Origin of the sequence: Cryobacterium sp. MP_M3 (genome assembly GCF_015752155.1) — a bacterium.
Taxonomy (GTDB): Bacteria; Actinomycetota; Actinomycetes; order Actinomycetales; family Microbacteriaceae; genus Cryobacterium.
Genome location: NZ_JADOVI010000001.1, coordinates 480,380 through 501,399 on the forward strand (window position 1 = coordinate 480,380; position 21,020 = coordinate 501,399).

The 21,020-nt window shown below is 63.6% G+C and carries 28 protein-coding genes; 27 read left to right on the top strand and 1 reads right to left on the bottom strand.

Annotation, left to right across the window (positions count from 1 at the left end; genetic code table 11):
* Positions 1 to 21: 21 nt before the first annotated feature.
* The gene (locus IWX89_RS02125) at positions 22 to 1,338 is read right to left on the bottom strand and encodes a flippase (protein ID WP_196901927.1); all 1,317 of its coding nucleotides are present in this window, start codon (positions 1,336 to 1,338) and stop codon (positions 22 to 24) included.
* Positions 1,339 to 1,693: 355 nt separating this feature from the next.
* On the opposite strand from IWX89_RS02125, the gene IWX89_RS02130 reads away from it, so the two are divergent.
* The 27 genes from IWX89_RS02130 (at position 1,694) to rplO (ending at position 20,993) form a co-directional block, all read left to right on the top strand.
* Entirely contained in the window at positions 1,694 to 2,425 is a 732-nt protein-coding gene (locus IWX89_RS02130; RefSeq protein WP_196901928.1) for a hypothetical protein, read from the top strand.
* Positions 2,426 to 2,461: 36 nt separating this feature from the next.
* Positions 2,462 to 2,902, top strand: a complete 441-nt coding sequence (locus tag IWX89_RS02135; RefSeq protein ID WP_196901929.1) for a serine O-acetyltransferase — start codon at positions 2,462 to 2,464, stop codon at positions 2,900 to 2,902.
* Positions 2,903 to 3,149: 247 nt separating this feature from the next.
* Complete coding sequence (locus IWX89_RS02140; RefSeq protein ID WP_196901930.1) at positions 3,150 to 4,442, top strand: O-antigen ligase; 1,293 nt, start codon at positions 3,150 to 3,152, stop codon at positions 4,440 to 4,442.
* Positions 4,443 to 4,473: 31 nt separating this feature from the next.
* The gene (locus tag IWX89_RS02145) at positions 4,474 to 6,591 is read left to right on the top strand and encodes an acyltransferase family protein (RefSeq protein WP_255548454.1); all 2,118 of its coding nucleotides are present in this window, start codon (positions 4,474 to 4,476) and stop codon (positions 6,589 to 6,591) included.
* Positions 6,592 to 6,748: 157 nt separating this feature from the next.
* Positions 6,749 to 8,836 carry a glycosyl hydrolase gene (locus IWX89_RS02150; protein ID WP_196901932.1) on the top strand — a complete coding sequence of 696 codons (2,088 nt, stop codon included), beginning with the start codon at positions 6,749 to 6,751 and terminating at the stop codon, positions 8,834 to 8,836.
* Between the two features lie 27 nt (positions 8,837 to 8,863).
* Positions 8,864 to 9,355 carry a VanZ family protein gene (locus tag IWX89_RS02155; RefSeq protein WP_196901933.1) on the top strand — a complete coding sequence of 164 codons (492 nt, stop codon included), beginning with the start codon at positions 8,864 to 8,866 and terminating at the stop codon, positions 9,353 to 9,355.
* Between the two features lie 133 nt (positions 9,356 to 9,488).
* Positions 9,489 to 10,940, top strand: coding sequence for a sugar transferase (locus IWX89_RS02160; RefSeq protein ID WP_231382750.1), 1,452 nt, complete (start codon positions 9,489 to 9,491; stop codon positions 10,938 to 10,940).
* A gap of 490 nt (positions 10,941 to 11,430) precedes the next feature.
* Positions 11,431 to 11,739 carry a 30S ribosomal protein S10 gene (gene rpsJ / locus IWX89_RS02165; RefSeq protein ID WP_035834607.1) on the top strand — a complete coding sequence of 103 codons (309 nt, stop codon included), beginning with the start codon at positions 11,431 to 11,433 and terminating at the stop codon, positions 11,737 to 11,739.
* Positions 11,740 to 11,747: 8 nt separating this feature from the next.
* Positions 11,748 to 12,407, top strand: coding sequence for a 50S ribosomal protein L3 (gene rplC, locus IWX89_RS02170; RefSeq protein WP_196901935.1), 660 nt, complete (start codon positions 11,748 to 11,750; stop codon positions 12,405 to 12,407).
* Between the two features lie 4 nt (positions 12,408 to 12,411).
* A complete protein-coding gene (gene rplD / locus IWX89_RS02175; protein WP_134567816.1) occupies positions 12,412 to 13,062 on the top strand; it encodes a 50S ribosomal protein L4 in 651 nt (216 codons plus the stop codon).
* A complete protein-coding gene (gene rplW, locus IWX89_RS02180) occupies positions 13,062 to 13,364 on the top strand; it encodes a 50S ribosomal protein L23 (RefSeq protein ID WP_134508231.1) in 303 nt (100 codons plus the stop codon). The genes rplD and rplW overlap by 1 nt, the downstream gene beginning before the upstream one ends.
* A gap of 25 nt (positions 13,365 to 13,389) precedes the next feature.
* Complete coding sequence (gene rplB, locus IWX89_RS02185) at positions 13,390 to 14,229, top strand: 50S ribosomal protein L2 (protein WP_134508229.1); 840 nt, start codon at positions 13,390 to 13,392, stop codon at positions 14,227 to 14,229.
* A gap of 9 nt (positions 14,230 to 14,238) precedes the next feature.
* The gene (rpsS, locus tag IWX89_RS02190; RefSeq protein WP_104100966.1) at positions 14,239 to 14,520 is read left to right on the top strand and encodes a 30S ribosomal protein S19; all 282 of its coding nucleotides are present in this window, start codon (positions 14,239 to 14,241) and stop codon (positions 14,518 to 14,520) included.
* Positions 14,521 to 14,546: 26 nt separating this feature from the next.
* Positions 14,547 to 14,912 (top strand): 50S ribosomal protein L22, encoded by a 366-nt coding sequence (gene rplV / locus IWX89_RS02195; RefSeq protein ID WP_134369265.1) that lies wholly within the window; start codon positions 14,547 to 14,549, stop codon positions 14,910 to 14,912.
* Positions 14,912 to 15,673, top strand: coding sequence for a 30S ribosomal protein S3 (gene rpsC / locus IWX89_RS02200; protein ID WP_104100964.1), 762 nt, complete (start codon positions 14,912 to 14,914; stop codon positions 15,671 to 15,673). Before rplV ends, rpsC begins: the two co-directional genes overlap by 1 nt.
* A 2-nt stretch (positions 15,674 to 15,675) precedes the next feature.
* Positions 15,676 to 16,095, top strand: a complete 420-nt coding sequence (gene rplP / locus IWX89_RS02205) for a 50S ribosomal protein L16 (protein ID WP_134508227.1) — start codon at positions 15,676 to 15,678, stop codon at positions 16,093 to 16,095.
* On the top strand, positions 16,095 to 16,442 hold the full coding sequence (rpmC, locus tag IWX89_RS18855) for a 50S ribosomal protein L29 (protein WP_196901936.1): 348 nt from the start codon (positions 16,095 to 16,097) through the stop codon (positions 16,440 to 16,442). The genes rplP and rpmC overlap by 1 nt, the downstream gene beginning before the upstream one ends.
* Before the next feature lie 2 nt (positions 16,443 to 16,444).
* The gene (gene rpsQ / locus IWX89_RS02215; protein WP_134508223.1) at positions 16,445 to 16,744 is read left to right on the top strand and encodes a 30S ribosomal protein S17; all 300 of its coding nucleotides are present in this window, start codon (positions 16,445 to 16,447) and stop codon (positions 16,742 to 16,744) included.
* 33 nt (positions 16,745 to 16,777) lie between these two features.
* Positions 16,778 to 17,146 (top strand): 50S ribosomal protein L14, encoded by a 369-nt coding sequence (rplN, locus tag IWX89_RS02220; protein WP_134508221.1) that lies wholly within the window; start codon positions 16,778 to 16,780, stop codon positions 17,144 to 17,146.
* Between the two features lie 3 nt (positions 17,147 to 17,149).
* Positions 17,150 to 17,509 (top strand): 50S ribosomal protein L24, encoded by a 360-nt coding sequence (gene rplX / locus IWX89_RS02225; RefSeq protein ID WP_196901937.1) that lies wholly within the window; start codon positions 17,150 to 17,152, stop codon positions 17,507 to 17,509.
* Positions 17,509 to 18,108: a 50S ribosomal protein L5 gene (gene rplE / locus IWX89_RS02230; RefSeq protein ID WP_196901938.1), complete on the top strand. Its 600-nt coding sequence runs from the start codon at positions 17,509 to 17,511 to the stop codon at positions 18,106 to 18,108. The genes rplX and rplE overlap by 1 nt, the downstream gene beginning before the upstream one ends.
* Before the next feature lie 117 nt (positions 18,109 to 18,225).
* On the top strand, positions 18,226 to 18,624 hold the full coding sequence (gene rpsH / locus IWX89_RS02235; protein WP_134363327.1) for a 30S ribosomal protein S8: 399 nt from the start codon (positions 18,226 to 18,228) through the stop codon (positions 18,622 to 18,624).
* A 6-nt stretch (positions 18,625 to 18,630) separates the two neighbouring features.
* Positions 18,631 to 19,167: a 50S ribosomal protein L6 gene (rplF, locus tag IWX89_RS02240; RefSeq protein WP_196901939.1), complete on the top strand. Its 537-nt coding sequence runs from the start codon at positions 18,631 to 18,633 to the stop codon at positions 19,165 to 19,167.
* Positions 19,168 to 19,169: 2 nt separating this feature from the next.
* Positions 19,170 to 19,541, top strand: a complete 372-nt coding sequence (rplR, locus tag IWX89_RS02245) for a 50S ribosomal protein L18 (RefSeq protein ID WP_134508213.1) — start codon at positions 19,170 to 19,172, stop codon at positions 19,539 to 19,541.
* A gap of 35 nt (positions 19,542 to 19,576) precedes the next feature.
* On the top strand, positions 19,577 to 20,248 hold the full coding sequence (rpsE, locus tag IWX89_RS02250; protein WP_134365623.1) for a 30S ribosomal protein S5: 672 nt from the start codon (positions 19,577 to 19,579) through the stop codon (positions 20,246 to 20,248).
* A complete protein-coding gene (rpmD, locus tag IWX89_RS02255) occupies positions 20,248 to 20,430 on the top strand; it encodes a 50S ribosomal protein L30 (RefSeq protein ID WP_174774754.1) in 183 nt (60 codons plus the stop codon). Before rpsE ends, rpmD begins: the two co-directional genes overlap by 1 nt.
* Complete coding sequence (gene rplO, locus IWX89_RS02260) at positions 20,430 to 20,993, top strand: 50S ribosomal protein L15 (protein ID WP_196901940.1); 564 nt, start codon at positions 20,430 to 20,432, stop codon at positions 20,991 to 20,993. The genes rpmD and rplO overlap by 1 nt, the downstream gene beginning before the upstream one ends.
* The last annotated feature ends 27 nt before the right edge of the window (positions 20,994 to 21,020 follow it).

Consider the following 21,020-nt stretch of genomic DNA (forward strand, 5'->3'; position numbering starts at 1 on the left):
CGTCTTCTGGAGGCGGAATCGTCAGCGGGGGCGCGTGCGGGCGATACGCGGGCGCCAGGCGAGTGCCTGGCGCAACACCAGGATGTCCGCACGCCGAAGCCCGTAGGAATCCGCCATCGGCACCGAGAAGTAGCGACGCATCCAGACGACGTTCAGGTTTCCGGAGATGAAGTTGCCGATGAGGGTCGCGACGGCGGCGCCGAGCGCCCCGATGTGCGGCACAAGGAAGACGATGAGCGCCACGTTGAAGACGAGGCCAATGACCAGCGAGGTGCTCCGGAGTTCCGGCCGCCCGCGACCGCTGAGCCCGGCGCCGGCAATCGAACCGGGATTCCCGACGATGACCGCGACCAGGAGCACGATGGTGACACTGATCGATCCGGAGAAATCCGAACCGAAGAACGTCGGGATGGCCCACGGAGACAGAGCGGCGACGAACACGCCGAGAACGACGGTGACGAGCGTCGACAGCCGCGTGGCCTGGCCGATCCGTGACGCGTTGGGAGACTTGGACTCCAGCGAGAAGAGAACGTCTCTGACCGCGGAGTTGAAGATGAGAATGAGCTCGCTGATACTGACGGCCACCGCGTAGAGCCCGAGTTGGGTTGCGCTTGAGAGCGGCGTCATCAGGAGTTGATCCACTCTCATCAACAGGATGCCGGCGAGCGATCCCAACCAGACGCGGCCGCCGTAACCGAGCAGCCGAACATCGACCTGTTCCGAACGCCCTTCGCCCCCCTCGCGACTCAACCGACCGGGGGACGTGACCGGGGGCAGGAGATAGATGAACCCGCCCACGAAGGTGGAGACCGAAAGCGCTATTGTCCCGGTCAACGGGGTCAGGTTTCCTGCCAGAAGGAGGACTACGACGGTCACCATGCGCAGGATGGCGCCGCACGAGCGTTCCAGGGCGATTCTGCGCCACAGTTGCTGCCCTGCCGCTATGCCGCGGAGTCCGGTCACGAGCAGCGCCGGCACCAGCGACGTCGTGGCAATGAGGATGAGCAGAGACAACGCCTGGTTTCCACCGCTCAAAGGGCTGGCGAATACCGCGATGACTCCACTGCCGGCAAGGCCTGAGATGAGCAGAATCGCCAGGCCGGGGATTACATGCTTCCCAAGCCGTGCCGCATTCCTGGCCACGTAGTAGGTGAAGGATTCCGGCACTCCCAGAGTCAGGATCGTCGAAGCCAGGATCAAGGGCGCCGTGGCGGCGGCCACTTCACCTCGGCCTGCCACGCCCAACCCCTGGGCGAGCACCGGTGCTGTGACCAGGGCGGCCAGCGGCGGAATCAGGTTGCCCAGGGTGGCAACGTAGATGCCGCGGCGAGCTGACATGGGAAAGGGTGCCTTCGAATAGTGCCGATCCGGGGCGGTGCTCGGGGATGGCTGTGTCACGGTGGTCGGTCTCTGGCGATTCTATTCGAGGATGCCTGCTCATCCTGATGGCCGTGTTTGCCGACATCGGGAATGGCCGGCGTGGCGGTTACACTCGGTGGGGGCAACGCGCTCCTCCGAATCGAGTCGAAGCGGGTGTGCATTCGTGATTTCGCCGAGGGTGGTTTCCTGGCTCGATCGTTTGGTTGCGAACGCCTGGGTGCGCTTGCCGCAGGTCTTCTTCCCGGCCAGGGCCCGCGAGACCGGTCGGGGAATCATCGTCGCAGTGACGACGCATCCCCCGAGGATCGGCTCCGTGGATCTCACGCTCCGGAGCATCCTCAGGCAATCACTGCAGATCGACTGTATCGTGCTGGTGCTTTCCGAGCTTGAATTCCCCGGTGGGCTGCCGGCACTCCCGTCCCGACTGCGGCGACTCCTCGGCCGGGCCGGCGGACGAATCGAGATCCTGTGGACTCCGGACAACAAGAGGTCGTTCAAGAAACTGCTCCCCGTGGTCGAAAAGTACCCTGAGGCCACCATCATCACCGCGGACGACGATGTGTTCTACTGGCGATCCTGGGCGAACGCGCTCGCCTCGGCCGCACAGCGCTTTCCCGGCACCATTGTCGGAACCCGTGGCACGCAGATTCTCCTGACGGGGAAGACGGTGCAGCCATACCTCAGCTGGCCGCACTGCCGGACAGACCGGCCCGGGCATTCCATCTTCCTGACCGGAAACGGCGGCATTCTCTATCCTCCCGGTGCGCTCGACCCGACGGTCCAGGACTGGGCGCTCGCATCAGTGCTCTGCCCCTCGGCCGACGACATCTGGTTCAAGGCGATGGCAACGCTCGCCGGAACCCAAGCCGTGCGGGTGAACACCGGACGTGACTACCCGCCGAACGGGGCCACCCAGGCGGGCGCTCTGTGGGTCCAGAACGTCGGTCTGGACCAAAACGATGAGGCGTTCAATAAGGTCGTGGACTACTTTCATCTCCGGACTGTCTACGCCGGCTCAGCTGAGGCCACGAGTGAGTCTTCGTGAAGAGAACCCGTCGACCCCGACTGGCAGGATGAGCACATGTCGTTTCACGAAAGGCTCGTCTACGTGGCGAAGGTCCCCCTGCTGGGACGGGTCGCAAACGCGGTCCTGCGCGTCCTGGGCGTGAACATCCCCTCCGGCGTCGTCGTCGGCCGCGGCCTCAGTTTGCCGCACGGTGCGGTCGGGCTCGTCGTCCATGAGCGAACCGTTCTCGGGGACAACGTGAAGCTGTATCAGGGCGTCACACTAGGTCGTTCCGATACGCATCTGGCCCCCGACGTGACTCGGCCGGGAGGGCGAATCCTGGTTGGGGATGACGTTGTCATCGGTGCGAGCGCAACCGTGCTGTTCCGGTCGGGCGAGACGCTCACCATCGGTGACCGCGCGGTCGTCGGCGCGAATGCGCTGGTGCTGCGGAGCGTGCCTGCTGGGGAGATCTGGGCCGGAAATCCGGCGCGCCGAGTGGCGACCCGCGAGTAGTCCCTGCACCGTGTGTGGCGGTCCTTGCGTTTGGCCGGATCGACGTATCACCGTCGATTGCTTGGGTAGGCTGACTCACACTACGTACGTGAAGTGCCGAGCGGTGGGGATTCGTCGGCTCGCTTGAACCTAATCGCGAACCGGTGGGGAGTTCAGCGGCGAAACGGAATCCATGGAATCAATCATCCTCACTGCGGTGATTGTGCTTCTCGGGGCTGCGGGCGTTGCCTTGGTGCTGAGCCGCCGGATGCGCCTGGCCGTCTCGGCAGTGGCGAACCTGGCCCAGGGCTTCCTGCCTCCGTTCACCAACAGTCTCTCCGCCGGGCTGCTCTGGACGCTGGCGATGGCGCCAAAGACAGTGATGGACTGTTGGAGACAACTCCGGCATCCGGTTGCCGTCATGGTCTCGTTCATTCTCGCGTTCCAGCTCGTTGCCGGCCTCTGGAGTGAAGACCTGTCGATCTGGAGAATCCGCGTCCTTCAGACTTTCGCGTTCTGGGTCGTCGTGCTGCTCGCTTTCGAGTTGCAGTCCCGCGGCAGGTCAGTCATGCAGATCGTCCTGGCCTCATCGACGCCGCTGGTCGTTTTCCAGTCCGCGGCGGTGGTTCTGTTCCGGGTGTTCCCGAATCGGGAAGCCGCATACCTTCACTCCGACTGGGCGGGGTCCCTGATCGGAAGTGCGGTTCGCGGACTCTACTCGGGAGACCCCAACAACGTTCTGGACCCTGCCAAGTCGGGCGGTCTGCTGAACGCGAACGCGAACGTCGCCTCGATGCTCCTTGGCATGTACTTGATGGGGTACCTGTGGTGGTGGCTCACCTCCGGGAGCCACCTGGCGCTGGCGATGGCGGTGCTGACAGGATTGTCGGTGCCGTTCACGGGTTCCAAGACGGGACTGATCCTGCTGGCCGGGCTGGGCCTTTTCGTCGGGCTGTCCTGGCTGTTGGCGAGTCGGAAGAAGATCTGGATCTTCCTCGTGAGCATGATCGTCGTGCTGGGCGGCGGCGCAATCGGCGCGTCGGTCTTCCTCGACAGGGATGTGTCGGGCATCAGTGCTCAGACTGACACCTCGTGGGGAACCAGGCTGACGCTGTGGGGAGCCGCCGGCCGGTACTTCGCGACCAACCCGGTTTTCGGACTTGGATTCGGCGGTTGGGAAAGCCGGATGCGGGCCACCAGGGGCGAGCTGGGGATCACGGAGGTACTTCCCCCACACAATTTCTTGATTGCGATGTGGGCGGAGAGCGGTGTCACGAGCGTCCTCGTTGTGGTCGCGCTGTTCGCGGTGTTCCTTGTCTGGGGCATCACAGGGGTCAGATCGTCGGTTTCAGGCAAAGCCGCAGTGGGAGCTGCGGCCCTGATCGGGATTGTCGCCTGGGCTTTCTTCCATGGGATGGCGGACAACACGACATTCTTCGGAACGACGCAGACAGCGGCCCTGTTCGCCGCTGCCCTCGCAGTGGTCTCACCACCGGGCGCTGGACCGTTCGGGCGGGCACGCGGCGGTGTGAGAGATGATGAGCCGCGGTCCGGCCCATAGAATCATCGGGCAGGGCACACCGAGGAGTGAGATGACTGTTGCCGTCCCGCGCGGGGAGGGCGCCGCGGCCGGTGCCCTCACGGGGCTTCGACCCGAGATTCAGGCGCTTCGCGCGCTCGCCGTCGTCCTGGTGCTCCTGAACCACCTGTGGCCCGAGCGGATCAACGGCGGTTTCATCGGGGTCGACGTGTTCTTCGTCATCTCCGGTTACCTCATCACGGCTCATTTGAGTCGGGAGATCGACAGGACCGGCACAATCCGCCTGGCTGCGTTCTGGGCGAGACGAGCGAAACGACTGCTGCCCGCGGCAATCGTCGTCCTGCTCTTCTCGGCCGTGGCAACCCTGATCTGGCTCCCCGTCACAAGCCGAGAGACGGCCCTGGACCACATTGGATCTGCCGGTGCCTATGTGCTGAATTGGCAACTCGTCGAGTCGTCACTGGACTACTTCGCCCAGGGTGCGGCGGCCTCTCCCGTGACCCACTACTGGTCGCTGTCGGTTGAGGAACAGTTCTACCTCTTCTGGCCACTGCTGCTCTCGGCCGGAATTCTGGCCGCCGCGGGGAGGACCGATCGAGTGCGGAGGCTCGTTCTGGTGGCGTTCGTCGCAGTCGTGCTGGTCGGGTCGTTGGTCTGGGCCGTCCGCGCGACGGGCGAGAACGCGGCTTCAGCGTACTTCGAAACGACGGCACGAGCTTGGGAATTCGCAGCGGGCGGGCTGGTGGCTTTCCTCCCCGTCGTGGCCAGAGAGCGGGGGATCGCCGCGCTGGTGCTGGTGTGGAGCTCATGGGCGGCACTCGCCCTGGCCGCGGTCTCCTTCAACTCGACCAGCGGCGTACCAGGAGTCGCGGCGCTCGTGCCGGTCGCCGCGACAGCGGTCCTGCTCCGGATCGGCGATGTTGACCATCCATGGGCGCCGACCCGCATCGTGTCCCTGGCGCCACTGCAATACCTGGGCGGCATTTCCTATTCTCTGTACCTCTGGCATTGGCCGTGGATCGTGGCTGCTCCGTTTGTGCTCGACCGTGAACTCACGGGGAGGGACAAGCTGGTGTTGCTGGGACTCGTGCTGGTGCTCTCCCATCTCACCAAACGATTCGTGGAGGACCCGATCCGTGGATCGACCAAGTCGTTCCTGCTGCGACCTCGGTGGGTTCTGAGCGGAGCGGCAGTGGCCGTGGTGCTCGTGCTCGGCATCACTGTTCCGGCATCGGCGCAGTTGGGAACGCTGGCGGAGTCCGTCGCGAAGGGGCTCTTCGAGCAGTCGTCTCATCCGGGCCGTTGTTTCGGGGCGCTCGCCGCGCGCGCTGACGAGGAATGCCCCCGCTCCCACGTGCTCGCCGATCCGAACGCGGTGCTGATGAATCAGGGGAACCAGATCAATGACCTCTCGAACGGGTCCACGTGTCAGCAGGTGCGGGGCGCCACCGCTCTGCTGAGCTGTTCATTCGGTGTGCCGCACGGAACAGAGAATCTCAACGTTGCATTGGTGGGGGACTCCCACGCCGGCGTGTGGGCAACTCCGCTCGACGCCGTCTCGGCCCGGCTCGGGCTGAGAATCACGACCTATCTTCAGTCGGCCTGTCCGGCCACGCTGGACCCTGCTGTCGTCTACCTGGACCCGTCACACAGCGTCGGTTGCCTCGCCTGGCGTGAAGCCGCCATCGCCGCGGTCGCAGCGGATCCGTCGATCGACGTCGTTGTGACGTCGAGCAACGACCGCAGCTACGGTCCGATCGACGATCAGGGCAGGCACCTTGCCGACTCGGGTATTGGCTATTCCGAGGCCTGGTCGCGCTGGCTGGCTGCAGGAAAGAAGGTCATCGCGATCAACAACGTGCCCGAGCGCGGCGTGATGATTCCGGACTGCATCGCCAGAAGCGGCACGCCCTTCGACCCGTGTGCTGTTTCGGCCGACCTTGTTGGCGTTCCGGGCCCGATTATGAAAGCCGCCGGCATGATGCACAGCGGAGACTTCACGTTCCTGGATGTGCAGCCGGTCTTCTGCGATGCCGTGACGTGCCACGCGGTGATAGGCGGCATTCCGGCCTACATGGATTCCGACCACCTGAGCGCAGCCTTCGCTCGATCGTTCGCTCCGGAGTTTCTGACACTGCCGGCCCTCTCCAGCGCCAGCGGGGTGCGCTAGGTTGGACATGCTCGGGGGTGGAGCGGTGGATTCGTGATTTCTCGCTTGTGACCCCTGCGCGGCACCGCATGACGACGTGCGGCGCATCGTCGTCGTGCCCTTGCTGCCGCGGCGTGCCAGTCATCAACAGCACAGGGTCCACCGACGCAGGAGAACTATGAAAAGCCCAGCCACCCAGCCGACACCACGCCCGCGCTGGATGCTGCCGGTCGCCATCGCCGCCGGTGCGGCAGTCGTGCTCGCCGGCTCTGCCGTGGCGTTCTCGGTCGCGAACTCCGCTGCGCCGGTTCCAGCCGGGCCGACCCGCTCCGCCGCCTCGGGATCACTCTATGCACCTGCCACCTTCACCGGCTGGGCCTCGACCAATGACACCGACACGGGAACCGAGTTCAGCGTCGATGCAGACACAGCAAAGGACGGACCGGTCTCCCTCCGGGTCGACAGCACGACGGGAGCGTCCAAGACTCGACGCGGACTCAGCCAGGTCATCGCCGTAACGCCGAAAACCACGTACACGTTCAGCGCCTGGATCAAGTCGCCCGAGGCCGGCGCCACCACCAAGCCGGTGGCCTTCGTCATGGGCGCAGAGAAGGCGAAACGATTCATGTTCCCCGCCGGGGCCGCTCGGTGGTCCGAGGCTTCCTGGTCATACAAGACCGGGGCTGGACAAACCAACCTCCCCGTCGCGATCGTACCCAGCGGTCCGACCCAGGCCTTCCTCGTGGATGGTCTACAGGTGACGCCAACGGACGGGTCACCTGATGGTCAGATCGTCAACGCGTCGTTCGAGGAGTACGCGTCTCCGAACGGCATTCTCAACAAGGCGCTCGTTCTCGAAACCGGTGCGAAGGGTCTCGACCTCGCCTGGTTCACCAAATCCGTTGACTGGGCTGTTTCAGATGAGACCAACGGGGCGGTGGCGTCCGGCACCCTGCCAATCGTCGGCGGCAAGGGCGTCATCCCCGTCACCGACCTGAAACAGGGGTACTACAAGATTGCCGTGTCTGCGACGGGGGATCCTGCATCAGCGATCACGACCGCGTTCATGTTGCTCGACCCCCTAGCAGAGGGGACCAGTGCGTCCGACGAGCGGTTCGGCGTTGGCGCCCACATCGGTGAACCGTACTACGTAGGTTCGGAAGGATCCGCGGCGGCCCTTGGCTTGCGAAGCATGCGCACTGACGCATACTGGCCGTCCGCCGAGCAGGCAAAGGGGCAGTTCAGCTTCCCGGACAGTTATGAATCGTCCTTTCCTGCATTCGAGAAGGCCGGACTCTCCGTGCTTCCGATCAGCAATGGCGCCAACGGGCTCTACGACGGTGGCAAGATTCCCACCAGCGCGGAAGGAATCCAGGCATACGCGAACTACACCGCCGCGCTGGTCAGCCGTTACTCCTCTCCCGCCGTCGAGATCTTCAACGAACTCAACTCCCACCGTTTCAACGACAGCGAGTGCGGTCTAGGCGCTGATTGCTACCTTCCGCTGCTTCGTGCCAGCGCGGAGGCTGTCAAAGCAAAGAATCCCGCGACGTTGATCGTCGGGCCGGCGAACGCTAACCAGGACGACCCCTACCTGACCGAGCTCTACAAGATCGGCGGCTTGAAGTACCTGGACGTGGTCAGTTATCACCCTTACGTCGAGCAGCCCGAGTTGTTGACGGCGGACATCCAGAAGGCGCAGGCCAGGATCAAGGAGTACAACAACGGGCAGGACAAGCCGATCTGGTTGACCGAGTTCGGGACGCCGTCGAAATTCGGTGAGCCCAGCGAACGCAGTCAGGCCGACTTCCTGGTGCGCGCCGAAACGATTGCCCTCTCCAACGGAGTGAAGAAGGTGTTCTGGTACGACCTGGTCAACGATTCAACGGACTCCGCAGACCATGAAGGCAATTTCGGTCTCCTCCGCCGCCCCACAGCCACCGTGCACGCGTTCGAGCCCAAACCCTCGGCGATGGCCCAGGCCATGCTGATCCGCAAATTGTCGGCCAAAGAACCCGCAGGCAGCGACGCACTGGGCAAGACCGCCTTCTCCTACGTCTACGGTGTCGGCTCGGCCACAACGAGGGTCGCCTGGGCGACGGTGCCGACCACCGTGACTTTCGCGTCCACAACCCCCCTGGCGGTGACCACGGCATCCGGTCAGGTCACTTCCGTGGCGCCGGTCGCCGGCCAGGTGTCCGTGACGCTGGGTGCGCAGCCGGTCTACGTCGACGGGGCGCTCGCCGCCCCGGCGCTCGTCGGATAGGGCCCGATGAGAGGGAACGAACTGCAGATGTCGAATCTGGAACCGCCGAAGAGCAGGGCGCGGGAGTGGCTGACCTCGCTTGCGCTTGTCGCATCGCTGACCATCGTTCTGTTGGCGACCATGTGGCCGACGCCGCTCGACCAGGGGTACTCAGCATCCATCGAGAAGCTCCTCGCAGTGCTGCAGCGTCACGGGCTGCCGGGATGGTTCGGCTACAACAAGCTCGAGTTCTCGGCAAACGTGATGATGTTCGTGCCGTTGGGATTCCTCTTGACCATGCTTCTGCCGGTGAGGGTGTGGTGGCTGGCGCTCGTCGTCTGTCCCGCCCTGTCCGTTTCGATCGAGCTCACTCAGGCGTCGTTCCTGAGCGCGAGATTCGCGACGCTTTCCGACGTGGTTGCGAACTCGATCGGCGCGATTGTCGGTGCGTTCTTCGCGGTCGTCCTCCGGGCGATCGTGCATGCGCGGGACGAGAGGCTCATCGCGCGCGCGCTGTGGCAATCCGGGCTGCGGAGCTGAGGGGCACGGGTACGCGCGAGATCGCTGGATCGTGTCATATTGTGTGCGATCCTTTGTCTAGGGGAATCCGGGGCCCAGTGCTGCGGGGAGAATGTTCACGGTAGGGGTGCATGTGTCGGCGTCAGACAATCGCTTGGTTGGTTCAATTCGGCGCGGGTCCTGGCAACGGGCGTTCGCGGTGCGGCTCTTCGTCACTGATGCTCTGGTCATTGCGGCCGCGGTTTTCGGATCCCAGTTCTTGTGGTTCGGGTTTGAGCCGCCGGAACTCGTCACCGAGAGCACGGTCGGGTTCGACCTCGAGGCCGGCTACATGGTGGTTTCCGTATTCCTGTGCGTCACCTGGATCATCTTCCTCGACGTCTTCGCGACTCGTGACCACAAGGTCATCGGCAGCGGCACACTCGAGTACAAGCGGGTCGCCGATGCCACGATTCGACTCTTCGGCGTGTTTGCAATTGTCGCGTTCCTGTTCAAGATCGAACTCGCCCGCGGCTACTTCCTGACGGCCCTGCCGATCGGGATGTTGTTGCTGTTGTTGTCTCGTTGGCAATGGCGGCAGTGGCTGCGAAGTCAGCAGGCCGCCGGCGGCTATGCCTCGCGCGCGCTGCTCCTGGGTGAGAGGCTGAAATCGGCGCACGTGGCGGAGACAATCCAGCGAACCCCGGGAACGGGATTGCTTCTGGTCGGCGCGCTCACCCGTCTGGGCACAGCCTCCTCCGGCCCGGTCCATGGCGTGCCCGTGCTCGGAGCGTACGACGATCTGTTGCGCGTCGTCGATGAGACGCAGGCCGATACCGTGATCATGACGGGGGCGGATGAGATCAACCCGGGGGACATGCGGCGGGTCGGCTGGGAACTCGAGGCCCGCGACGTGGAGCTGATTGTGGCGCCGGCGCTGACGGATGTCGCCGGGCCTCGGATCCATGCCCGCCCGGTCGCGGGCCTGCCGCTGATTCACGTCAGCTACCCGTCCCTCGAGGGGGTGAAGCGGGTCTCCAAGCGAACCTTCGACATCGTCGGGTCCGCCCTGATCATCCTGATCGCATCGCCGGTGCTGATCGGGGTCGCGGTCGCGGTGCGGCGTTCCGGACCGGGCACGATCATCTACCACCAGCAGCGGATCGGCCGTCGCGGTAAGCCGTTCGGCATGTTGAAGTTCCGGTCGATGGTGCCCGACGCGGACGACCAGCTGGAGAGCCTGCTCGACGCCCAGGGCACGTCGGACACTCCTCTATTCAAGGTCACGAATGATCCGCGCATCACACCGGTCGGGCAGGTGCTGCGCAAGTACTCCCTGGACGAGTTGCCTCAGCTGTTCAACGTGCTGCTCGGCGAGATGAGCCTGGTCGGGCCGCGCCCGCAGCGGGCCGCCGAGGTGGCGCTTTACGACGACGTGGCCCAGCGCCGCCTGATCGTCAAGCCCGGGATGAGCGGGTTGTGGCAGGTCAGCGGGCGGTCGAACCTGAGCTGGGACGACAGTATCCGCCTTGACCTCTATTACGTGGAGAACTGGTCGCTGACCGCTGACATCACCATTCTCTGGCGCACGGTCCGCGCCGTGATCAAACCCGACGGCGCCGTCTAGACAGACTCTGCCGTGTGCGGTTCCAGCGTGACCCGGAGCACACGAAACTCACGCGGAACTCCCGCGGAACGACGCGGATCGCGCGACACGCCGCCCGCGACACGCCCGGGTTGCACAATGACCCAAGCCTGTGGCAGACTCTTCTAGTTCAACACTTTCGACTGCCGCGCTGCACGCGGTGTCGGGATCACTGCCAGGCAGTGCATAGCTGGTGTCGGGCGTGTGGCAACACGCCGGGATACGCAGCTAGGCCGCGGGTAGCAGAACAGAGCTCAAACCAACAACCGGGATTGCACGGGTAAAACCATGCCTTCCCCCCGGCTCCGGCCGGGAACAGGTGTTGGCGCGGTTCGAAGTGGTGCGGCCCAGCGGCTGCGGCGCGATGAATCGAAATTGACAGATGAACAGTGGTGCGACAGCAGCAGTGCTACTACGGCGTCCAATGCAGCCTTCGGGATGTACGAAGCCTTGACAAGAAAGAGAGTTCGACATGGCGGGACAGAAAATCCGCATTCGACTTAAGTCGTATGACCACGAGGTCATTGACATCTCGGCGCGCAAGATCGTCGACACCGTGACCCGTGCGGGCGCGACCGTCGTCGGCCCCGTGCCGCTTCCGACCGAGAAGAACGTGGTGTGTGTCATCCGTTCCCCTCACAAGTACAAGGACAGCCGGGAGCACTTTGAAATGCGCACCCACAAGCGTCTGATCGACATCATTGACCCGACCCCGAAGGCAGTCGACTCGCTCATGCGTCTCGACCTTCCGGCCGACGTCAACATCGAGATCAAGCTCTAGGGCCCGCGATGTCTTACGCAGATACCAAGACCACCAAGGGTCTCCTCGGCAAGAAGCTCGGTATGACGCAGGTCTGGGACGAGAACAACAAGCTCGTTCCCGTCACCGTCATCGAGATCTCGCCCAACGTTGTCACCCAGATCCGCAGCAAGGAGATCGACGGCTACGCCGGCGTTCAGATCGCTGCTGGGGCCATCGACCCGCGCAAGGTCAACAAGCCTTCCGCCGGACACTTCGAAAAGTCAGGCGTCACGCCTCGCCGTCACCTCACCGAGCTCCGCACCGCGGATGCCGCTGACTACACCCTGGGCCAGGAACTCACCGTTGACGGTGTCTTCGCTGCCGGCACCAAGGTCGACGTCATGGGCACCAGCAAGGGTAAGGGTTTCGCCGGTGTCATGAAGCGTCACAACTTCAAGGGTGTCTCCTCCTCGCACGGTTCACACCGTAACCACCGCAAGCCCGGTTCCATCGGCGCTTCCTCGACCCCGAGCCGTGTCTTCAAGGGCATGCGCATGGCTGGTCGCATGGGTGGCGAGCGCGTCACCGTGCTGAACCTCAAGGTTCACGCCGTTGATGCCGAAAAGGGCCTCCTGCTGGTCAAGGGTGCCGTTCCCGGTGCCAAGGGCCGCCTCGTATTCGTCCGCAATGCAGTGAAGGGAGCCTAGTCGCATGACTACCTCACTCGATCTCATCGACGCCAAGGGCAAGAAGGCCGGCTCCGTTGAGCTGCCTGCCGAAATCTTTGACGTTCAGACCAACATCCCGCTGATCCACCAGGTCGTCGTCGCGCAGCTCGCTGCCGCACGCCAGGGCACTCACAAGACCAAGCGTCGTGGTGAAGTTTCCGGTGCAGGCCGCAAGCCGTTCAAGCAGAAGGGAACCGGTCGCGCTCGTCAGGGCTCGATCCGCGCCCCCCAGATGACCGGTGGTGGCATCGTCCACGGACCGACCCCGCGCAACTACGAGCAGCGCACCCCGAAAAAGATGATCGCGGCAGCACTGCGCGGATCGCTTTCGGACCGCGCCCGTGGCGACCGCCTGCACGTCGTGACGGCACTGTTCAGCGCCGAGACGCCCAGCACCAAGGGCGCCATCGAACTGCTCAGCCAGATCGCCAGCAGCAAGCACGTCCTGGTTGTACTGGAGCGCACGGACGAAATGACGCTCCGCAGCATCCGCAACCTGCCGACGGTGCACGTTCTGCCGTGGGACCAGCTGAATGCCTATGACGTGCTCGTCAGCGACGACATCGTCTTCACCAAGGGCGCGTTCGACGCGTTCGTGGAGAGCAAGACCAAGAAGGAAGAGGTGTCCGCATAATGGCTACCCCGCTCAACAAGGACCCCCGCGACATCATCATCGCTCCGGTCGTCTCTGAAAAGAGCTACGGCCTGATCGACGAGGGTAAGTACACCTTCATCGTGGACCCGCGCTCCAACAAGACCGAGATCAAGCTCGCGATCGAAAAGATCTTCAAGGTGGAGGTCGCTTCGATCAACACCATGAACCGGATCGGCAAGACGCGTCGCACGAAGTTCGGTCAGGGCAAGCGCAAGGACACCAAGCGTGCCATCGTCACGCTCAAGTCCGGTTCCATTGACATCTTCACGGCCGTCGGCTAAGCGGCGCGGACTAGAGGAATAAGAAATGGCTATTCGTAAGTTCAAGCCCACGACTCCCGGTCGTCGCGGTTCATCTGTTGCAGACTTCGCAGAGATCACCCGGTCGACCCCGGAGAAGTCCCTGCTGCGCCCCCTGTCCAAGACCGGTGGCCGTAACAACCAGGGTCGCATCACCACCCGTCACATCGGTGGTGGACACAAGCGCCAGTACCGTCTGATCGACTTCCGTCGTAACGACAAGGATGGCGTCAACGCCAAGGTCGCTCACATCGAGTACGACCCCAACCGCACGGCGCGCATCGCGCTCCTGCACTTCCTTGATGGAACCAAGCGCTACATCATCGCCCCGAACAAGCTGAACCAGGGCGACATCGTAGAGTCGGGCGCCGGTGCTGACATCAAGCCCGGCAACAACCTGCCGCTGAAGAACATCCCCACCGGTACCATCATTCACGCGGTCGAGCTGCGTCCGGGCGGTGGCGCCAAGATGGCCCGCTCCGCTGGATCGTCTGTTCGCCTCGTCGCGAAGGATGGCATCTACGCCCAGCTGCGCCTTCCGTCCGGAGAAATCCGCAACGTCGACGCCCGCTGCCGCGCCACGATCGGCGAGGTCGGCAACGCCGAGCAGTCGAACATCAACTGGGGCAAGGCCGGCCGTATGCGCTGGAAAGGCGTTCGCCCGACCGTTCGTGGTGTTGCCATGAACCCGGTCGACCACCCGCACGGTGGTGGTGAGGGTAAGACGTCCGGTGGACGTCACCCCGTCAGCCCCTGGGGCCAGAAGGAAGGGCGCACCCGCCACCCGAACAAGGAAAGCGACAAGCTCATCGTTCGTCGCCGTACCGTCGGCAAGAAGCGTAAGTAGGAGTAGACGATGCCACGCAGTCTCAAGAAAGGCCCGTTCGTTGACGACCACCTGCTTCGCAAGGTTGTCAAGGCGAATGAAGCCAGCAGCAAGAACGTAATCAAGACCTGGTCGCGCCGTTCGATGATCATCCCCGGCATGCTCGGGCACACCATCGCGGTTCACGACGGACGCAAGCACATCCCGGTGTTCGTCACCGAGAGCATGGTCGGGCACAAGCTCGGCGAGTTCGCGCCCACCCGCACCTTCCGTGGACACGTGAAGGACGACAAGAAGGGCCGTCGCCGCTAACGCGGTGACGTGAAGGAGGAGAAGAAATGGTGGAGTCGATCGCACGCGTGCGTCACATCCGCGTTACCCCCCAGAAGGCTCGTCGCGTTGTCAACCTGATCCGCGGCAAGCAGGCACATGAGGCCCTGGGAATCCTGAAGTTCGCACCCCAGGGTGCGAGCGATCCGGTGTACAAGCTGGTTGCTTCGGCAATCGCGAACGCCCGGGTCAAGGCAGATGCAGCCAACACCTTCCTGGACGAGCAGGATCTGTTCGTCAGCCAGGCGTTCGTTGACGAGGGTACGACCCTCAAGCGTTTCCAGGCCCGAGCACAGGGTCGCGCATTCCAGATCAAGAAGCGCACGAGCCACATCACTGTTGTGCTCGCCACTCCTGAGGAGGGTACGAAGTAATGGGTCAGAAAGTAAACCCCTACGGCTTCCGTCTGGGAATCACGACCGACCACGTGTCGCGATGGTTCTCTGACTCGACGAAGCCCGGCCAGCGTTACAGCGACTTTGTTGCTGAAGACGTCAAGATCCGCCGACTGTTGAGCACCAGCCTCGACCGTGCCGGCGTGTCCCGCATCGAGATCGAGCGCACTCGTGACCGTGTTCGCGTCGACATTCACACCGCCCGTCCGGGCATTGTGATCGGTCGCCGCGGCGCGGAGGCCGAGCGCATCCGCTCCGACCTCGAGAAGCTCACCGCCAAGCAGATCCAGCTGAACATCCTCGAGGTCAAGAACCCCGAGGTCGACGCTCAGCTCGTCGCACAGGGCATCGCAGAGCAGCTCTCCGCACGTGTGGCATTCCGCCGCGCGATGCGCAAGGGCCTGCAGGGTGCCCAGCGCGCCGGCGCCAAGGGTGTTCGCATCCAGGTCTCCGGTCGCCTTGGTGGCGCCGAAATGAGCCGTTCGGAGTTCTACCGTGAAGGACGTGTGCCACTGCACACCCTGCGCGCGAACATCGACTACGGCTTCTACGAAGCCAAGACCACCTTCGGCCGCATCGGCGTGAAGGTCTGGATCTACAAGGGCGACATCACCAACAAGGAACTCGCTCGCGAGCAGGCCAACGCTAAGTCGACCCGCCCCGAACGACGTGACGACCGACCCCGTCGTGCGCCCCGCGCAGAGGCAGCGGCACCGGTTGCAGCAGGAGTTGAGGCATAACCATGTTGATTCCACGCAGAGTCAAGCACCGCAAGCAGCACCACCCGGGCCGCACCGGCCACGCAACCGGTGGTACTGAACTGTCGTTCGGCGAGTACGGCATCCAGGCACTCACGCCCGCCTACGTGACCAACCGTCAGATCGAGTCCGCTCGTATCGCCATGACGCGTCACATCAAGCGTGGCGGCAAGGTCTGGATCAACATCTACCCGGACCGCCCGCTCACCAAGAAGCCGGCCGAAACCCGCATGGGTTCCGGTAAGGGTTCCGTCGAGTGGTGGGTCGCCAACGTCAAGCCGGGTCGCGTCCTCTTCGAGCTGAGCGGTGTCACCGACATCGTCGCGAAGGAAGCGCTGACCCGCGCAATTCACAAACTGCCCTTGAAGGCACGCATCATCAAGCGCGAGGAGGGCGACGCATAATGGCGATCGGATCCAAGGAGCTCGCCTCGGTCGAGCTCGACACTTTTGAAAATGAGCGACTGTTCGACGAGCTGAAGAAGGCGAAGGAAGAACTGTTCAACCTTCGCTTCCAGTCGGCCACCGGCCAGCTCGAAAGCCACGGCCGCCTCCGCGCGGTCAAGCGCGACATCGCTCGCATCTACACGGTTCTCCGTGAGCGCGAGTTGGGCATTCGCCCGACTCCCGTGCCCGTCGAAGCCCCCGCCAAGGCGGAAAAGGCTGAGAAGAAGACAAAGAAGGCCAAGCCTGCAGCCTCGTCGGTTGACGACACCGCTGCGGACGACGCCGTCGAGACGAAGGAGGCCTAGTCATGGCGAAGACTGACGAAAAGGTCGTCGCTGCCGAGGCTGAGGCTCTCGTTCGCGGCTACCGCAAGACGCTGCGTGGTTACGTGACCAGCGACAAGATGGACAAGACCATCGTTGTCGAGGTCGAAGACCGCGTGAAGCACCCCCTGTACGGCAAGGTCATCCGCCGTACGTCCAAGCTGAAGGCTCACGACGAGGCGAACATCGCCGGCATCGGCGACCTGGTCCTGATCAGTGAGACCCGTCCGCTCAGCGCCTCCAAGCGCTGGCGCCTGGTCGAGATCCTCGAGAAGGCCAAGTAAGCCTCGCGCTTGCTTGATAGAAGGAGTTAAAAAGTGCTTCAGCAAGAATCACGACTCAAGGTTGCCGACAACACGGGTGCCAAGGAACTGTTGACCATTCGCGTGCTCGGCGGCTCCGGCCGTCGCTACGCCGGACTGGGAGACACGATTGTCGCCACGGTCAAGGATGCGATCCCGGGCGGAAACGTCAAGAAGGGCGACGTCGTCAAGGCCGTTGTCGTTCGCGTCAAAAAGCAGACCCGTCGTTCAGACGGTTCGTACATCAAGTTCGATGAGAACGCCGCAGTGATTTTGAAGAACGACGGTGACCCTCGCGGCACCCGAATCTTCGGACCGGTCGGTCGCGAACTTCGCGACAAGAAGTTCATGAAGATCATCTCGCTGGCACCGGAGGTTATCTAAATCATGGCCAGACTCAAAAAGGGTGACCTCGTTCAGGTCATCACCGGCCGCACCCAGGCCCGCGGCGGCGACCGCGGCAAGCAGGGCAAGGTCATCGCCGTGTTCGTGGAGAAGAACCGTGTCCTCGTCGAGGGCATCAACTTCGTCACGAAGCACGTTCGCGTTGGCCAGACCCAGCGCGGCACCAAGACCGGCGGCATCGAGACCATGGAGGCGCCGATTCACGTGTCCAACGTGGCCATCGTCGACCCGGAGACCAAGAAGCCGACTCGCGTCGGCGTCCGCCTCGAAGACGTGACGAAGGACGGGGTCACCAAGACCGTCCGCATCCGTTACGCCAAGAATTCAGGGAAGGACCTCTGATGACCGACACTGCAGTAGCAGCGGCCGAAGCAACGCCGGCAGTCCTGCCGCGCCTGAAGCAGAAGTACCGCGATGAGATCACCGCCCAGCTCACCAAGGACCTCGGCTTCACCAACGTCCACCAGGTTCCGAACCTGGTCAAGATCGTTGTGAACATGGGTGTCGGCGAGGCCGCCCGCGACGGCAAGATCATGGATGGCGCCGTCGCCGACCTCACCAAGATCACCGGCCAGAAGCCGCAGGTCACCAAGGCACGCAAGTCGATCGCGCAGTTCAAACTGCGTGAAGGACAGCCCATCGGCACGCACGTCACACTTCGTGGCGACCGCATGTGGGAGTTCCTCGACCGGCTGCTCAGCCTCGCCCTTCCCCGTATCCGTGACTTCCGCGGCCTGTCGGACAAGCAGTTCGATGGCAGCGGCAACTACACCTTCGGTCTCACCGAGCAGGTCATGTTCCACGAGATCGACCAGGACCGGATCGACCGTATCCGCGGTATGGATATCACGGTTGTGACGACGGCCAAGAACAACGACGAAGGACGCGCGCTGCTCAAGGCGCTGGGCTTCCCGTTCAAGACGGCCGAAAACACCAAGTAAAGTAGCTTCGGCTCCTTGTAGTACACCCCGGGGGCTGGACAACCGTCCAGCCCCACAACGACCAAGGTCGTCACCCGTGTAACGGATGAACGAAACCAGGCGAGAAAGGCACCACAAATGACAATGACAGATCCGGTCGCAGACATGCTGACCAGACTGCGCAACGCTAACTCGGCGTTCCACGACACCGTGTCCATGCCGCACAGCAAGCTCAAGGCGAACATCGCAGACATCCTCAAGGCCCAGGGTTACATCTCGGCCTGGGATGTCAAGGATGCAGAGGTCGGCAAGACCCTCACGCTCAACCTCAAGTTCGGTCCGAACCGCGAGCGTTCCATCGTAGGCATCAAGCGGGTTTCCAAGCCCGGCCTGCGCGTGTACGCGAAGTCGACCGAAATCCCCACCGTTCTCGGTGGCCTCGGCGTTGCCATCCTGTCCACCTCCAGCGGTCTGCTCACCGACCGCCAGGCCGAGAAGAAGGGCGTAGGCGGAGAAGTTCTCGCCTACGTGTGGTAGTCGACGATGTCACGTATTGGAAGACTCCCCATCCCGATCCCCGCGGATGTCACTGTGGCCGCTGACGGCCAGCTCGTCAGCGTCAAGGGTCCGAAGGGCGAGCTCGCGCTCACCGTCGCGAACCCCATCGAGGTCAAGATCGAAGACGGCCACGTCGTCGTCACTCGCCCGAACGACGAGCGCAACTCGCGTTCGCTGCACGGCCTGACCCGCACGCTGATCGCCAACCAGATCATCGGAGTGACCACGGGTTACACCAAGTCGCTCGAGATCGTCGGTACCGGTTACCGCGTCGCCCAGAAGGGCACCTCGATCGAGTTCGCCCTCGGCTTCTCGCACCCGGTCCTCGTCGAGGCACCTGCCGGCATCACCCTCACCGTGGAGAGCGTCAACCGCCTCACGGTCGGTGGCATCGACAAGCAGGCTGTCGGCGAGGTCGCCGCCAACATCCGTAAGATTCGCAAGCCGGAGCCCTACAAGGGCAAGGGTGTGCGTTACGCCGGCGAGATTGTTCGCCGCAAGGCCGGAAAGAGTGGTAAGTAACCATGGGTCTCGGAACTAGAGGTAAGAGCAAGGCTGCTGCCCGCGGACGCAGGCACACACGTCTTCGCAAGAAGATCGAGGGGACCGCGCTTCGGCCGCGTCTCGTCGTGACCCGTTCGGCTCGCCACGTGTTCGTGCAGGTCGTCGACGACAGCAAGGGTTTCACCCTTGCTTCGGCGTCCACGCTCGAAGACGGTCTGCGCACCTTCGATGGTGACAAGACCGCCAAGGCCCGCAAGGTCGGCGAACTCGTCGCCGAGCGCGCGAAGGCCGCCGGTATCGAAGCCGTCGTATTTGACCGTGGCGGCAGCAAGTACGCGGGACGCGTCGCTGCCATCGCCGAGGGAGCTCGAGAGGGTGGATTGAACCTGTGAGCACTGAAACTGCAAGCACAGCAACTAAGGAGAACGTGGTGGCCGCTGAGGCACCCGTCGAAACTGCTGCGTCGACGACGCCCCCGCAGAACGAGCCTCGTGAGGCTCGTCGTGGTGGCCGTGAGCGCAACCCCAACAAGGACCGCGGTAGCCGCGATGCCGACAAGAGCCAGTTCCTGGAGCGCGTCGTCACCATCAACCGGGTGTCCAAGGTCGTCAAGGGTGGTCGTCGCTTCAGCTTCACCGCTCTCGTCGTCGTCGGAGACGGCAACGGACTGGTCGGAGTCGGCTACGGCAAGGCGCGTGAAGTGCCTACCGCGATCTCCAAGGGCGTCGAGGAAGCGAAGAAGAACTTCTTCCGCGTTCCCCGCGTCGGCCTGACCATCCCGCACCCCGTCCAGGGTGAGGCCGCTGCAGGCGTCGTCCTGCTCCGTCCGGCCGCTGCAGGTACCGGCGTTATCGCCGGTGGCCCGGTGCGCGCCGTACTCGAGTGCGCCGGCATCCACGACGTGCTGAGCAAGTCGCTCGGCTCGTCGAACACCATCAACATCGTCCACGCCACTGTCGAGGCCCTGCACCAGCTCGAAGAGCCGCGTGCGGTTGCGGCTCGCCGTGGCCTCGCGTACGAAGACGTTGCCCCGGCACGTTTCCTGCGTGCCGACGCCGCAGCGGCAGCAGCCGCAGCAGCAGCAAAGGCAGGTGCCTGATGGCTCGCCTCAAAGTGACACAGATCAAGTCCAAAATTAGTGAGAAGCAGAACCAGCGCGACACTCTTCGCAGCCTGGGTCTCCGACGCATTGGCGCCGTGGTCATCCGCGAGGACAACTCGCAGAACCGCGGCTACGTCAACACCGTCGCTCACCTTGTCAAGGTTGAGGAGATCGACTAATGGCTGACGAGAAGGAAGCTGTCAAGAAGACGGCCGCCAAGCCCGCCACCGAGAAGAAGGCTGCAGCCCCCAAGAAGGCTGCAGCCGCCAAGGTTGCCGTCAAGGCCGCTCCTGCTGAGAAGCGCGAGCAGGTCCTGAAGGTTCACCACCTTCGTCCCGCCGCCGGCGCCAAGAAGTCGCGCCAGCGCGTCGGACGTGGTGAAGGATCCAAGGGTAAGACCGCGGGTCGTGGCACCAAGGGCACGAAGGCACGCTACAACGTGCGCGTCGGCTTCGAGGGTGGGCAGATGCCTCTGCACATGCGCACCCCGAAGCTGCGCGGGTTCAAGAACCCGTTCCGCGTCGAGTACCAGGTTGTCAACCTGGAGAAGCTGGCCGAGCTCTACCCGAACGGCGGCGATGTAACCATCGCCGACCTGGTCGCCAAGGGCGCGGTTCGCGACAACGAGAAGGTCAAGGTTCTCGGCAACGGTGACATTGCCGTTAAGCTGAATATTGCGGTGGACAAGGTCTCCGGCTCAGCAGAGCAGAAGATCGTCGCTGCAGGTGGCTCAATCAAGTAAGTCCGTAGACGCTGAACGAGCTTGTCG

Bases quoted from the DNA above. Each gene is read 5' to 3' on its own strand.
- IWX89_RS02155 (WP_196901933.1), top strand. From the start codon at position 8,864: ATGTCGAATCTGGAACCGCCGAAGAGCAGGGCGCGGGAGTGGCTGACC.
- IWX89_RS02125 (WP_196901927.1), bottom strand. From the start codon at position 1,338: ATGTCAGCTCGCCGCGGCATCTACGTTGCCACCCTGGGCAACCTGATT.
- rpsS (WP_104100966.1), top strand. From the start codon at position 14,239: ATGCCACGCAGTCTCAAGAAAGGCCCGTTCGTTGACGACCACCTGCTT.
- rplF (WP_196901939.1), top strand. From the start codon at position 18,631: ATGTCACGTATTGGAAGACTCCCCATCCCGATCCCCGCGGATGTCACT.
- IWX89_RS02135 (WP_196901929.1), top strand. From the start codon at position 2,462: ATGTCGTTTCACGAAAGGCTCGTCTACGTGGCGAAGGTCCCCCTGCTG.
- rplE (WP_196901938.1), top strand. From the start codon at position 17,509: ATGACCGACACTGCAGTAGCAGCGGCCGAAGCAACGCCGGCAGTCCTG.
- rpsH (WP_134363327.1), top strand. From the start codon at position 18,226: ATGACAATGACAGATCCGGTCGCAGACATGCTGACCAGACTGCGCAAC.
- rpsC (WP_104100964.1), top strand. From the start codon at position 14,912: ATGGGTCAGAAAGTAAACCCCTACGGCTTCCGTCTGGGAATCACGACC.
- rpmC (WP_196901936.1), top strand. From the start codon at position 16,095: ATGGCGATCGGATCCAAGGAGCTCGCCTCGGTCGAGCTCGACACTTTT.
- rplV (WP_134369265.1), top strand. From the start codon at position 14,547: ATGGTGGAGTCGATCGCACGCGTGCGTCACATCCGCGTTACCCCCCAG.
- IWX89_RS02145 (WP_255548454.1), top strand. From the start codon at position 4,474: ATGACTGTTGCCGTCCCGCGCGGGGAGGGCGCCGCGGCCGGTGCCCTC.
- rplB (WP_134508229.1), top strand. From the start codon at position 13,390: ATGGCTATTCGTAAGTTCAAGCCCACGACTCCCGGTCGTCGCGGTTCA.
- IWX89_RS02150 (WP_196901932.1), top strand. From the start codon at position 6,749: ATGAAAAGCCCAGCCACCCAGCCGACACCACGCCCGCGCTGGATGCTG.
- rpmD (WP_174774754.1), top strand. From the start codon at position 20,248: ATGGCTCGCCTCAAAGTGACACAGATCAAGTCCAAAATTAGTGAGAAG.
- IWX89_RS02140 (WP_196901930.1), top strand. From the start codon at position 3,150: ATGCGCCTGGCCGTCTCGGCAGTGGCGAACCTGGCCCAGGGCTTCCTG.
- rplP (WP_134508227.1), top strand. From the start codon at position 15,676: ATGTTGATTCCACGCAGAGTCAAGCACCGCAAGCAGCACCACCCGGGC.
- rpsQ (WP_134508223.1), top strand. From the start codon at position 16,445: ATGGCGAAGACTGACGAAAAGGTCGTCGCTGCCGAGGCTGAGGCTCTC.
- rplO (WP_196901940.1), top strand. From the start codon at position 20,430: ATGGCTGACGAGAAGGAAGCTGTCAAGAAGACGGCCGCCAAGCCCGCC.
- rpsJ (WP_035834607.1), top strand. From the start codon at position 11,431: ATGGCGGGACAGAAAATCCGCATTCGACTTAAGTCGTATGACCACGAG.
- rplW (WP_134508231.1), top strand. From the start codon at position 13,062: ATGGCTACCCCGCTCAACAAGGACCCCCGCGACATCATCATCGCTCCG.
- rplX (WP_196901937.1), top strand. From the start codon at position 17,150: ATGGCCAGACTCAAAAAGGGTGACCTCGTTCAGGTCATCACCGGCCGC.
- rplC (WP_196901935.1), top strand. From the start codon at position 11,748: ATGTCTTACGCAGATACCAAGACCACCAAGGGTCTCCTCGGCAAGAAG.
- rplR (WP_134508213.1), top strand. From the start codon at position 19,170: ATGGGTCTCGGAACTAGAGGTAAGAGCAAGGCTGCTGCCCGCGGACGC.
- rplD (WP_134567816.1), top strand. From the start codon at position 12,412: ATGACTACCTCACTCGATCTCATCGACGCCAAGGGCAAGAAGGCCGGC.